The sequence below is a fragment of the Agrilactobacillus yilanensis genome (assembly GCF_003946725.1).
GTDB lineage: Bacteria > Bacillota > Bacilli > Lactobacillales > Lactobacillaceae > Agrilactobacillus > Agrilactobacillus yilanensis.
Genome location: NZ_RHOY01000012.1, coordinates 1 through 12,575, shown reverse-complemented (window position 1 = coordinate 12,575; position 12,575 = coordinate 1). Strand labels below are relative to the sequence as shown.

Genomic DNA, 12,575 nt, shown 5'->3' with positions numbered 1-12,575 from the left:
CTAGTGATTCCGACTACTACGGCTCACAGTGGACTTTCACCACCAAGTTAGCACCCATGCCGAGCGCACCTAAAAAAATAGCCATCGAGGTTAATATTAATCCTCAATGGCTATTTTTATGCTGTTTTTTCTTGACGATCGTGACGAATCACCCAAAGCAAGCCGGCCAACAAAATAACGACAATGGCCACAATCATCACTGTTTTGAAATTCGCTTTAATCAAGGCATCCCCGCCTACCGCATACAAAATCGCTGTGGGGATACTACCTAACAATGTGGCCAATGCCAATGGCCGCTGACGCACTGATGCTTGTACCGTCGCCATACTTACTAGTGAAGTGGGAATAAACGGGATGGTATAGCCGATGGTGATCCCCCACAAGGGATGGCGCATATGCGCAATGCCTTGGACAATTTTATTGGACTTATCCTTAACATGACGCGCTTCAATCAGGCCAAAAACTCGCTGAGAAATTAAATTACCCAATGTAATCCCGATCACATTCAGCAACGCCCCCCAGCCTTTACCAAAACAAATACCTGCCACAACGCCAATGGTGGATACCGGTGCACCTGGAATAATCGAAAAACAAACTAATAAGGGCACTACTAAAAAAACATCTATCCCCCGCTGCTGCCGAACCATGGCAACAATTTTAGCTTGCGTTAATGTTTGGGTATGCCAATGCTGCCACACGTTTTGATAACGCCAAATCAGCAATCCTAACAATAAAACTGCCAATCCGCCAGCAATTCGTAGCAGTTGCCGTTTTGATAAATGCATTTAAAAGCGCCCCCCAAGTTATTATAAAAAAAGTCCGGTAAATTCCGGACTGTATTTTATAAGTAGTTGCCCTATTATAACGCGATATTTCTATCCTACACAACTGAGTTCTGAAAAAGGGCAAGTTGGTTACCAATGATCGTTAAAACTTCCACCACTTTATTTAGGACCAACTCAAAAAAAGTCGGCTTAAGTTCAGTCGACTTTTTTCAATTTAATTAAATTTTTTATTTTTTGAATTGTGTTTTAGGTTGTTCCCAACAAAACCAAGTGTCAATAAACTTATCAAAGTCCCTAACCAGCGTAAGCCAGGTTCTGCTTTATCGCCTGTTTGCGGTAACTTAGCGCCATGATCTACAGCAGAGATACCTTGACGACTGCCATTTTGTTTAGCGGTTACCGTCCAGTTCGTGCTTGTCGCTGATGTTGTCCCTGGTAAAACGATTGTCGTTGTGGCATTCAGCGGGATGGTTACGGTGTTTTGGGCAGTACCAGCCGTACTTACGCCCTGGCTGACACCAGCAATTGCCGGTGTCGTTGGTTGCATCAGCACTGGTGCTTGATCTGTATACGGTACGTAATCTGTATCTGTAGGAGTTACTGGCGTCACGGGTGCCACAGGATTCACCGGTGTTACCGGATCAACGGGTGTCACGGGTGCCACAGGATCAACCGGTGTTATCGGTTCAACTGGTGTTACCGGATCAACCGGCGTTATCGGTTCAACGGGTTTCACAGGTGTTACAGGGCCAATGGGCGTTACAGGGCCAATGGGTGTTACAGGGCCAATGGGCGTTATGGGATCAACAGGCGTCCCAGGAGTGGTAGGCGTTGTTGGCTGTCCATGATCTGGATCCGAATCTGGTATATGATTTAAATCCAAAACAAGTACTGTTACCCCATACTGACCAGTATCGGTACTATTAGAAACTAAGCTCAGCGTCACTGTATCTTGATGGGCATAATTACCGGGCAAAGCTAATGTGTCTTCATATTCATTATAGGTAAGCGCCTTATGATCTAAATAAAATGTCAAAGTCGCTAATTTTTCAACAGACAACCCTAGTTTTTTGGCAATAGCCGCCTTCACACCAGTGGCCTTCTCAGCTATGACATCAACAGGCACATCTGTCAAAGTTTGTTGATTGGCAAAGGCCTCATCCCCCATAGTTGTAATTTTGCCAGTGATGTTTATATTTTGTAAATTATTTTTAGCAAATGCCCCATTGCCTAAACTTTCTAAATTTGTAATTTCTACACCGGTTAATTGATTCTTATAAAAATCCCATTCACCAATATTTTTTAACTGTGCTGGAATTGTTAAAGTCCCTTGCAGCCGATTATTCGCAAAAACCCATTTTGCCAACGAAGTTAAATGATCATTCCAAATAATTCCAGTCAATTGATTATCCATAAACGCTTGATCGCCGATGGATGTTAGCTGTGTGGGCATCACAAAATTACCAGCTAATTGATTATTTTCAAACGCCGAAGCTGAAATTGTTGTGACCTTATCACCTAACTGCAGCTTGGTTAGTTGGTTGTTCGCAAAAGCAGCTTGTCCGATATTGTCTACTGAATCCGGCAAAATCAAGGTTCCTGTCAGCTGATTATTTTGAAAAACACCCGTATTAATCTTAGTAATCGCTGAGTTAAACGCAACGCCGGTTACTTGATTGTTCGCAAAGGCATAGTCCCCTAAATTCGTTAATGATGTTGGTAAAACCACTGTACCGGTAATTTTATTATTTTCAAAAGCACTGGTCCCGATAGTCTTTAGCTTGTCGGCAAATGTCACGCCAGTCAACTGGTTATTTCTAAAGGCATAATCGCCTAAAGCCGTTAGTTCTTCTGGTAACTCTAAGGTACCAGTCAATTGATTATTTTCAAAAGCACTGGTCCCAATGGTCTCCAAATTATCATCTAACACAACAGAAGTTAATTGATTATTCATGAAAGCTCGATCGCCCATATTAGTCAATGTTGTTGGCAAAACTAATGTGGTTAATTGATTGCCATAAAAAGCATTATCATCTATTTGGGCCACTTGATTAAGCGTAACCGCTGTTAGTTGGTTATTTTTAAAGGCGCCGGATTTAATAGACCAAGTACTATTAGGTAGCACTAATGTGGTGATTTTGTTATTAGCAAAGGCATTGGCCCCGATCCATTGAATTTTTGCGCCCAAAGTCACCGAGGTAATGTTCGGGATAATACTCAGATGATCATCACTGCTGCCATCATTATTAAAGGCATTCGCCGCAATCGCAACCACACTTTTATCTTTATACGTGTCTGGAATGACAATATCCGTTGTATAACCACCCATTGGTGCCGTACCATCCGCCTGCCGCTGAGCACCGCCGGTATAACCCGTCACAATATAAGAGCCATTCTCGTCTTGTTCGTAACTAAAATCTGAATGGTCTGTCTCATCGTCAGTTTCTGCTGCATCAGTGGTGCCAGTCAATACATTCATTGCCGCTGCTCGGGCAGCCTTGCTTGTGCCTTTTTTAGTTTCACCGGTTAAATCAGCAGCGGTGGACCCTTTAGTTTTATCAGTTGAATCAGCACTTGGGGTTGCTTCAGTCTCATCAGCTGACTCATCCGCAGGCACTTCCGTTGTGTCAGGTGTTTGCGGCACTTGATCCATTGTTTTTTCATCCGTTGGCTCAGGTGTGGCTGCATTATCGTCTTGGTCTGTTGGCGCTGTTAGGTCTGTTGAATCCCCGGCTTCTTGCGTAGTGATTGCGCCAGTCTTAGTACCCGTTGATGTATCATTGTCAGCAGTACTAGGTGTGTTCGTTGGTATAACTGCATTATCCACCTGGTCTGTTGAATCAGTGTTCTCTTCAGCGGCCCCATTTTCAGCATCAGATGATGTTTCTTCTGCCGCACCTACTTTTGACGTCGAATCAGCAGGTGTTGTACTAACTTGAGTTGTTTCATCTGTATCTGACTTATCTGCCGTTGCCGCTGCTTGGGCAGTCTGACCCGTTAACATCAACCCCGCACTGAGGCCGACCACAGTAACACCTGCATGCAACCACTTATTAGATTTTATATTTGAACTGATATTTGATTTCTTATTTTGTTTAAACATCGTGATGGCTGTCCTCTCAGCGTTAATAATAAAATATTTATATACATATAGCCCGTTGACGATTTTTGCATACGCCAAAAGGGCCCAACTGAGTAAAGCTTCATCAAACAAACGTTAACAAAGCTGATCTCAATCTAGGCCGATTTATTTCTACCAGCCGGTCTTTAAAAAATATGTAGCAAAGAAAAAAGACCAGCAATTTTAACATTAACTACTCAGACACTGGTCAATATCTATGTATTTCAGCAATGGACCTTAACTAGCATGGTACCTGTTTAAATCTTTCCATAACTATAGTACGCCTTTTACAAGAAAAATGTCAATTGCCTAATTTTAAATTGTGAACAACTAAATATTTTTTTGGTGTTATCTATACCATTTATAAAATATTCTGTAACACTAATAATTAGGATTAAATATAATATATTCAGAGCTGCCAATAGTTATTTTTTGCCTGTCTAGCAGCTTTATATTTTTTATTAATTCTATCTAAAGAATAGTCTCCTACACTGCCTAACTCGAGAAGTTCCTGCCATTTTTATCAATAAATTTTAAGAAAATAAAAAAACTAGATCAAAAATCAACTTTTGATCTAGCTTTTACTGTCTTTAACTATTTACCTAATTTTTCTTTGCTTAAAACTTCTAATTTTTCGTTGAAGTCATAAACTACTGGTTCGCCAGTAGCCATTTCCAAGTCCATAATATCTGCATCAGAGATATTTTCGATGTACTTCGTCAACGCACGTAATGAGTTACCATGGGCTGCGATGATAACGTTCTTGCCATCTAATAATTTAGGTGCAATTTCATCTTCCCAGAAAGGAATAACCCGTTCCAAAGTAACTTTCAAGTTTTCGCCGCCAGGTACGATCCGTGGATCCAAATCAGCATAACGACGATCTTGAGCTGCAGAACCTTCATCAGTTGCTTTTAGTAATGGTGGTAAAGTATCGTAAGAACGACGCCAAATATGAACTTGTTCATCCCCATATTTTTCAGCAGTTTCTTTTTTGTTCAAGCCTTGTAATGCCCCATAATGACGTTCATTTAAACGCCAAGTCTTTGTTTCAGGGATCCATAATTGGCCAGAAACTTCTAAAGCATAGTGCAATGTCTTGATAGCACGAGTCAATACTGAAGTATAAGCTTGATCAAATTCCAAGCCAGCTTCTTTAATTAATTCACCGGCTCTTTTAGCTTCTTCAACACCCTTTTCACTAAGGTCAACATCAACCCACCCAGTAAATTGGTTAGATAAGTTCCATTCACTTTGACCGTGACGAATCAATACAAGTTTTGCCATAAAAGCATACCTCCGTAGTTTAATTGTCTATAATTATAGTTTAACACTTGTTTACTGAAAAGTGATAGCTCTATTTCAGTAATCTATCTAAATATACCAGAAAATCACTGATATATAAAGCTTTCAAATATATTTTCTTTTCATAAATTATTTCTTTTCGGCTGAATTTTCTTTTGATTCTAACGATTTTGTATTCCTAAATTTATGTTTTTTCAGCTGTTCTGGATCAAATGGCAGCTTTGGTCCTTTTTTCTTAGAACCGCCAATTTCTTTGACACCTAGAACATCTAAGAAGAAAGTGAAAATTGGAATACCTACAATTAAGCCCCATGTTCCAAAGAGCCGTTCAGCCGCCAGCAAAACGACAAATGTGAAAAACACTGGCAGCTGCGTTCGGCTGGACATAAATTTGGGATTTAGAATATAGGCCTCAATGGCATGGATAATAATAATCATGATTAAAATATAAATGATATACCGGAATCCGCCCACCGTATACGCCACAAATGATAGTGGAATTAAAGACACAACGACCCCGGCCACTGGAATTAAGGATAGGAAGAAAACCATCGCCGCCAACGGTACCACACTGGGCAGCCCCATCACCGTAATCGTAATCGTCGTCAAAATTGTGTTTACCACTGCAATTAATAACTGCGCTTCTAAAACAACCCCAAAAGAATTTACAAATTTTTGACCAAAATAATATAAATCCTCAAAGAACCAGCCATAATCGCTCTTCAAGAAAAGTTTGCCAAAGTGATCTAATTTATCAACTTCTAAAGCATAAAAGAAACTTAATAAGAAGGAGACAAAAAAGGTAATCCCCGCACCACCAATGTTTGTAGCGTATTTGATAATCTCTGAAATACTTGATTTAATCTGCGCATTTAAATTAAGCTTTTGCACCCAATCCGAGACATAACTCATAATTGCATTAGAATCCACATCCGGCCGTTCCAAGAAATGATAGATTAAATTAAACAATTTTGTGAATTGATGCATCAAAATCGGCATGTAGTGTGAAATGACAAAATACAAACCAGCAATGATTAACAAATATAGCGGTATCACCACAAAAATTGGCGAAAACTTTGGAAATTTTCGTTGCACTAATCGAATTAAGTGAACCACTAAATAGGTAAAGATAAAGGTCAGCAATAACGTATTCATGGCACTGCGCACCAACCACAAAATAGCGATCAGCAGTACCAAAACCGTCATGCGGCGTAAGCGTTCATTTTTAAGAAACCGATCGTATAATTCCATTTAGACCTCCCAGGTCACATCATGCTGTGTATTAATTATTTTATACTATAGAACTTTTTAACCGAAAGGCCAAACAAATTAATTTCTCTTTACGGATTCAAGCGTACTCGCACATCAGTGACCGTCAGCGCCGTATTCTTGACCGGCTGCCAAGTCACCGTGGCTGAATTGCTATCCGGTTGATGCAGCAAATACAATTGGTTTTTCAAACTGCCAAAAACTAATAAACTGCCGCTGGTAGTCGTGATAACCGCTGTGCCAGATGTATCGTTGGCAGGCGATACCGCAAAAACATAATCCATTGTTGCCTGGGCACTGCCGTCTTTAGCCACCCCGGCATAATCTGCAGGTTGCTGACTAACGCCATAACTACCGCTAAAATTAACACCCACCGTCCCAACACGATCTTGGTTATTGTCCGCTAATGTTGCGACAACTTGCATCAAATCTGCATTGCTGCTGATCGAATTTGTCTGCCAAACCGCCGCCTGTTGTAAAGCAGCTTGATAGATTTCACTTAATGAAATCTGCGATGTTTCTGTCTTAGTTAAAGTAATAGCCGCTGTTGCTTGGCCGGTTTCCTCTGGCCAAGGATCATAATCTTTAGAATAAAATAGATAATTATCTGAAACATGTTCAATGCGTGCCTTAGCTAAACCAATATTACTACCTGTATAAAGGGTAATTTTTTGCGGTAATGGCTTATCCACGTTTTGTCCATGAACATAGTAACTAATCCGCAATAAATTATCCGGCTGTAAATAATACTTACCATAAAGATTGGTAATATGTCCGGTGGAAACTTCATATTCCGCCACCACTGGTTTGTCACTATCATCGGCTGTTACCCCTTCAGCAGCATGGATAGAAACCGCGTTTTGGTAAGTCCCATCTTGATTTAAGGTTAACTGGCCATAAGCCTGATTCTTCCCTGCCAATATGCGATAAATATAATTGCCCGCATCCGCCTGATCTGCCAAAGGTGTCGCCTTTGCGGCCGGATCTTTCATGAAATTTAGTAGGCGGCTGGTAATATTTTTAGGCTGTGGGGTGGCCTTTTTCTTTTTTGAACTGACAGCCGTATCCATCGCCGTCCCCCCATTATCACTACCATCTTCTGAAATTCTTGCCAAATACCAATTTTTTTTGAGTTCCATAAGTAACGTGATACCCCACCATTTTTTTCTGATCAATGGTTTTAGCATACTTTTTGCCTAGCTTCAAAACCATTTTTTGGTCACTGGTATTAATCGTCAGTTGCGTTTGCGCCTTGTTTTGTTTAAATTTTGGGTTCACAAAATTATCGTCAACTCGATTTTCACCACCGGGCGCCCCAATAGCATCAATATCTTTGACGATAACCGTTTTATTTTTTTGAAATTGTAATGAAATAACTTTTTGCGTACCTTTTTTTTGATACAAGTACCAAGTCGCTGTACTTGTGGTGACTTTTTTTAAAGGTGCCGTTTTTGTGCGCGCCTGCTGACAGCCCGTTAGAACCAATAAACCTATAACGAGCATACTGATAATTCGCCCCAATGCTTTCACAGTCTTGCCTCCTAAACGCTAAGTTAATTTCTATTATACCGGAATTTTAGTGGCAAAACGTGCAAGGCTGAATAGATAAATTTTTAATTTCTGCTTAAAATAAAGCTTTGACCGAATTAATCAGACTTGATGTCGTGGCATCTTTTAATTCAGAACTGGCTTCTGTGGGGCTATCTGCAGCGGCCATGGTGGTTACTTTATCAGATAATTGCGTTGCAACTTCTGCTAATTTTTCGTTATTAGCTGCCGATTCAGTCGCTATTGTTTGCAATGAGGTTTGTACCTCTGCAAGCTGACTTTGATAAGCAGAGGCGTCATTACTAGATTTATAATCGCTGACCGCTTGGCGCAAATCTTTAACGACCGACGTTAATTGTGCTAATTCTGCAGCAGTGGACGTTGTTGATGTTTCACTAGCACTGCTGTCTGTGCTTGCCGCTTCACTGCTTGACGTAGTAGCACTACTGCTAGTATCCGCTGTCACAGAACTGCTTTGACTGGCGCTATTGGTCCCGCCGCTGAAGATATAAATCAACAGCCACATCAGTAAAATACCTAATACCAAAGTTAAAACCGTCCACATAAAATGTTTGTGGGACTTATTTTCCTTAGTATTCTTATACGCTGTTTTGGCCGCCTTCTTTTCAGCCTTGGCTGCTTGCCGAGCCTGTTTAGCCGTAGGTACTTGACTTTGACTCGGTGCCGGTTTGGCGGCTGTTGTTGACTGTGTTGCCGCAGGTTGCGGTTCAGACTGAATTTTTGTCGGTGTTGGCGCTGAGCTGGCGTTGTCCTCTAAAGAAATGAGCTGAACGTTAAACCTCTGTCCCGCAATTTTGTGGGTTTCAGGATCGCTAACAAAAGCCTGAACTTGATAAGTGCCGGTAGTTTCAAAATTAACTTGCTGTACATCGATCTGAACTTGCCCGGTAATATCTTCACCAGTACTGCTAAAAGCTCGAATATGGGCTAATTCACACCACTGTTTATCAGTAGGCTGCAACCCAGTTTGTAACTTCAAAGTCGCGGTACCCACCGTAATAATTGGATTATCTGACATATTCAAAATCCTTTCTTGAATCATAATCTAAGATTTAACAAAAGCTTAAACTTGTAACTTAATTTTTATATCCGCTTTGATAAAGGTCGACTTTCCCCTAGTTAACTCAATTTTCCCGTTTTTTAAGCAAATACGCATCAGCCTTTGGTCCAGACTTGGTTCACTGTTTTCAAAACAGAATATGCTATAATACATCAATGTGCTAATTATTTTACAATTAATTGGAAAAGGGTTGATTTTTAATCATGCGAAAACCGACGCAACGCTGGATAGGGATTATTTTCGGCTTAGAATTTTTATTAGTTGGTTTAATGAACTATATCACACCACTATATGAAGACGACTTCTACATGGTCAACAACCACTACAGTCTGCGGGCATTTATTGATGCTGCAAAATACGACTATTTTAACTGGAACGGTCGGGTTGTCGGTCAAACTTTATTCCGCGGTTTTATGAACGTCCCACTGCCATTATTTAAAATTTTAAACATTTTTATGTTCTGCCTCTTAACTTTTTTGATCCTATTATACAGCTCAAAGAACTGGCGCAAACTTTCACCGGTAAAATACCTGGCTATCATTGCGGCAAGTTGGCTCTTCTTACCCGCCTTCGGGCAAACTGTTTTATGGGCGGCCGGTACGTTTAACTACCTATGGACCACTGTCATTATTTTGAGTCTGGCATTACCTTTTGTAGTAACCGCCTTTGACATTCAGACTTTTTCAGACAAGACTCGGGTTAATCGTTATGTAAAAGCTATCTTGATCATCTTCTTAGGTGTTCTGGCAGGCTGGTCTAACGAAAATACTTCCGGTGGCCTGATTATGGCTTTAGTTTTGATGATGCTTTATCAAAAATTCATTGCCAAAAAAAATTGGCGGCTCTGGCAATGGACTGGCTTAATCGGTGCGATCATTGGCTTTTTAGCCTTAATCACAGCCAACGGCAACAAAGTCCGCACCGCTGCGACAGCTAGCAAAAGTTACTTACAGATGTCTTTATTTGAACGCCTGTCTAAAGGCATTGACACCGTTTCTGATGCGATTAGCAGCCTGCATATGCCCTTAGTTTTTATACTGCTCGCAGCCGCTGTCATTATGCATGTCCTCTGGTTTGAAAATCAACGGGCTGTTCGCGCTTACTTGTGGGCATTGTGTGGGTTTGCCACGCTTTATGCCTTAGCCTTATCGCCTACTGGTGCTGACGGCGGCCGAGCCTTTTTTGGCGGCATTGTTTTCTTATTAATTGCGCTTTTTTCAAGTATCCCAGATAATTTTGAAATTTCTGAGAATACCACGTTAAAAGTTTCGTATCTTGCATTGATGGCTTTTGTCGTGACCGCACTATTTAATTTTTATCCCGGCTTTTCGGATATGTATCACGCCAATGCGGCGCTGAAAACCCGCTATACTTATATTGAAGAAATGGTCCAAAAAGGCCACACTAAACTTAAAGTGCCGCCACTTTACTACTATCCCAAGACCAAATATGCCATTAATTATGACTCCCAGGAACTAGGAAAAAACACAAAAATCTTCCCGAATTCAGGGTACGTTCATTACTTTAAAGGCCTAAAAAGTATCGTCATTGATAACCCTAATGCAAAATAACGCGCTTTTTTTATGTGTCCGTCACACCTTATTCGCAAATTAATTATAAACTCAGCGTATTGTTCTCAAATTGGCTTTAGCCTATAATTAATTTTGTGTAAAGGAGTTTTTCATGATTAACTTACTTAAAAAATACGAACAACTGATTTCTTATGCTATTTTTGGCGTTTTAACAACGATTGTCAATATTGTTAGTTTTTGGTTCTTCGAAAATATTATCAACTGGAATTACTTCTGGTCTAATAATATCGCTTGGCTGCTATCGGTTTTATTTGCGTTATTCACCAATAAAACCTTTGTCTTCAAATCTAAGTACACCACGCTGGTCGCTTTTATTAAAGAAGCCATTGCCTTTTTTGGTGCCCGGATCGCCAGCCTCGTCATTGATGACTTAATTATGTTTGTTGGTATTTCATTACTGCACTTTAGTAGTCTACCGGTCAAAATTGTAGACCAATTTGTAGTTATTGCGATGAATTATGTACTAAGTAAAATTATCTTTAAATCAGATCCCTTAAAAGGTAAAAAGGATGTGCAAGAAATTAAAAATGGTGAATGAAAAGTTTCTGTCCGTCGTTGTACCTTGTTACAACGAGCAAGAGACAATACCGATTTTCTTTGAAACTATGGAGAAAATTAATGTTCAAATTCCAGACTATACCATCGACTACTTCTTCGTTGACGATGGCTCTAAAGACGACTCCCTAAATGAAATGCGTAAATTAAATGCAGCGCACCCTGATCGAGTCCACTATCTAACCTTCTCGCGTAATTTTGGCAAAGAGTCCGCATTGTTGGCCGGTTTACAAGCTGCTGATGGTGAATTAGTTGCTGTAATGGATGTGGATTTACAAGATCCACCAGAATTGATTTTGACAATGCTTGAAGGTATCCAAAAAGAAGGCCACGATTGCGTAGCTGCACGCCGAGTTTCCCGGGACGGTGAGCCGCCTATTCGTTCTTTTTTTGCCCGCCTGTTTTATCGGTTAATTAACAAGATCTCTGAAACTCCGATTGTTGATGGCGCCAGAGATTTCCGCTTGATGACCCGCCAAGTTGTAGATGCCATCTTAGATGTTCAAGAGTACAATCGCTTTTCTAAGGGTATCTTTGGCTGGGTGGGCTTTGATACCAAGTATATTGAATACAAAAATGTAGAGCGGGTTGCCGGTGATACAAGCTGGTCTTTTTGGCAATTACTGCGCTATTCTTTAGACGGTATCGTCAGCTTCTCTGAATTTCCCCTCTCCATTGCCTCCTGGGTTGGAATTATTTCCTTTATCTTTTCATTTATTTTCTTAATTATTATTGTGATCCGAGCCGCTGTACATGGCGATCCTACCCCCGGCTGGCCTTCAATGGTCTCCATCTTCTTAATGATCGGTGGCCTGCAGCTCTTTTGCCTTGGTATCGTGGGCAAGTACGTGGGTAACATCTACTTAGAGACTAAGAATCGGCCAAGATATATCATTAAGGAAAAGAAATAAACCTATTTTTTAGGTTATCACTAATTTGCAATTATGAGTAAGCTTTATTGACTATTAAATAACTAAAAACAGCTCTGAATACTTATAATAAAGTGTTCGGAGCTGTTTTTGGTTGTTCATAACACAAAAAATAACCGCCTGACTTTGGATCGCTAGCGGTTATTTAGCAATAACTAAAAGCAGCCACCGTTATCAACAGCTTTGCTTTTCAGGATTATTATAACATAGTTTATTTAATGTAGTGTTATTTTTAGCAGAAATTAATGTCTCCGATATGATATACTAGTTTACAGCAAAGAAGTTAAAGTGGTGGCTGCTTTTTATCTGGAGGTGGTGCTTATGGTGTAAAAACTTTAAGACTATATTCTAGGAAGGGAGCAGACAAGTGTCCGTAACGGACGCTTTACA

Annotated in this window: 10 protein-coding genes; 3 read left to right on the top strand and 7 right to left on the bottom strand. The window is 40.3% G+C overall.

Annotated features, from left to right (window positions below; genetic code table 11):
* Positions 1–116: 116 nt before the first annotated feature.
* The 7 genes from EKM93_RS08920 to EKM93_RS08880 all read right to left on the bottom strand — a co-directional run bounded on the left by EKM93_RS08920 (position 117) and on the right by EKM93_RS08880 (position 9,067).
* Complete coding sequence (locus tag EKM93_RS08920) at positions 117–785, bottom strand: TVP38/TMEM64 family protein (protein ID WP_125715099.1); 669 nt, start codon at positions 783–785, stop codon at positions 117–119.
* Positions 786–999: 214 nt separating this feature from the next.
* A complete protein-coding gene (locus tag EKM93_RS13765) occupies positions 1,000–3,888 on the bottom strand; it encodes a leucine-rich repeat protein (protein ID WP_318530794.1) in 2,889 nt (962 codons plus the stop codon).
* A gap of 612 nt (positions 3,889–4,500) precedes the next feature.
* Complete coding sequence (locus EKM93_RS08900) at positions 4,501–5,193, bottom strand: 2,3-diphosphoglycerate-dependent phosphoglycerate mutase (RefSeq protein ID WP_125715097.1); 693 nt, start codon at positions 5,191–5,193, stop codon at positions 4,501–4,503.
* Between the two features lie 147 nt (positions 5,194–5,340).
* Positions 5,341–6,462 (bottom strand): AI-2E family transporter, encoded by a 1,122-nt coding sequence (locus tag EKM93_RS08895; protein ID WP_125715095.1) that lies wholly within the window; start codon positions 6,460–6,462, stop codon positions 5,341–5,343.
* Between the two features lie 89 nt (positions 6,463–6,551).
* Complete coding sequence (locus tag EKM93_RS08890; RefSeq protein WP_125715094.1) at positions 6,552–7,619, bottom strand: hypothetical protein; 1,068 nt, start codon at positions 7,617–7,619, stop codon at positions 6,552–6,554.
* Entirely contained in the window at positions 7,570–8,010 is a 441-nt protein-coding gene (locus EKM93_RS08885) for a hypothetical protein (RefSeq protein WP_125715092.1), read from the bottom strand. The genes EKM93_RS08890 and EKM93_RS08885 overlap by 50 nt, the downstream gene beginning before the upstream one ends.
* A gap of 94 nt (positions 8,011–8,104) precedes the next feature.
* On the bottom strand, positions 8,105–9,067 hold the full coding sequence (locus EKM93_RS08880) for a hypothetical protein (protein WP_125715090.1): 963 nt from the start codon (positions 9,065–9,067) through the stop codon (positions 8,105–8,107).
* 245 nt (positions 9,068–9,312) lie between these two features.
* On the opposite strand from EKM93_RS08880, the gene EKM93_RS08875 reads away from it, so the two are divergent.
* The 3 genes from EKM93_RS08875 to EKM93_RS08865 all read left to right on the top strand — a co-directional run bounded on the left by EKM93_RS08875 (position 9,313) and on the right by EKM93_RS08865 (position 12,167).
* The gene (locus tag EKM93_RS08875) at positions 9,313–10,680 is read left to right on the top strand and encodes a DUF3329 domain-containing protein (protein ID WP_125715088.1); all 1,368 of its coding nucleotides are present in this window, start codon (positions 9,313–9,315) and stop codon (positions 10,678–10,680) included.
* Positions 10,681–10,792: 112 nt separating this feature from the next.
* Positions 10,793–11,239 (top strand): GtrA family protein, encoded by a 447-nt coding sequence (locus tag EKM93_RS08870; RefSeq protein WP_125715086.1) that lies wholly within the window; start codon positions 10,793–10,795, stop codon positions 11,237–11,239.
* The gene (locus tag EKM93_RS08865; protein WP_225423677.1) at positions 11,211–12,167 is read left to right on the top strand and encodes a glycosyltransferase family 2 protein; all 957 of its coding nucleotides are present in this window, start codon (positions 11,211–11,213) and stop codon (positions 12,165–12,167) included. The genes EKM93_RS08870 and EKM93_RS08865 overlap by 29 nt, the downstream gene beginning before the upstream one ends.
* Positions 12,168–12,575: the final 408 nt, after the last annotated feature.

Coding starts and splice junctions, on each gene's coding strand:
- EKM93_RS08865 (WP_225423677.1), top strand. CDS start 11,211: ATGTGCAAGAAATTAAAAATGGTGAATGAAAAGTTTCTGTCCGTCGTT.
- EKM93_RS08920 (WP_125715099.1), bottom strand. CDS start 785: ATGCATTTATCAAAACGGCAACTGCTACGAATTGCTGGCGGATTGGCA.
- EKM93_RS08890 (WP_125715094.1), bottom strand. CDS start 7,619: ATGGAACTCAAAAAAAATTGGTATTTGGCAAGAATTTCAGAAGATGGT.
- EKM93_RS08895 (WP_125715095.1), bottom strand. CDS start 6,462: ATGGAATTATACGATCGGTTTCTTAAAAATGAACGCTTACGCCGCATG.
- EKM93_RS13765 (WP_318530794.1), bottom strand. CDS start 3,888: ATGTTTAAACAAAATAAGAAATCAAATATCAGTTCAAATATAAAATCT.
- EKM93_RS08870 (WP_125715086.1), top strand. CDS start 10,793: ATGATTAACTTACTTAAAAAATACGAACAACTGATTTCTTATGCTATT.
- EKM93_RS08880 (WP_125715090.1), bottom strand. CDS start 9,067: ATGTCAGATAATCCAATTATTACGGTGGGTACCGCGACTTTGAAGTTA.
- EKM93_RS08875 (WP_125715088.1), top strand. CDS start 9,313: ATGCGAAAACCGACGCAACGCTGGATAGGGATTATTTTCGGCTTAGAA.
- EKM93_RS08900 (WP_125715097.1), bottom strand. CDS start 5,193: ATGGCAAAACTTGTATTGATTCGTCACGGTCAAAGTGAATGGAACTTA.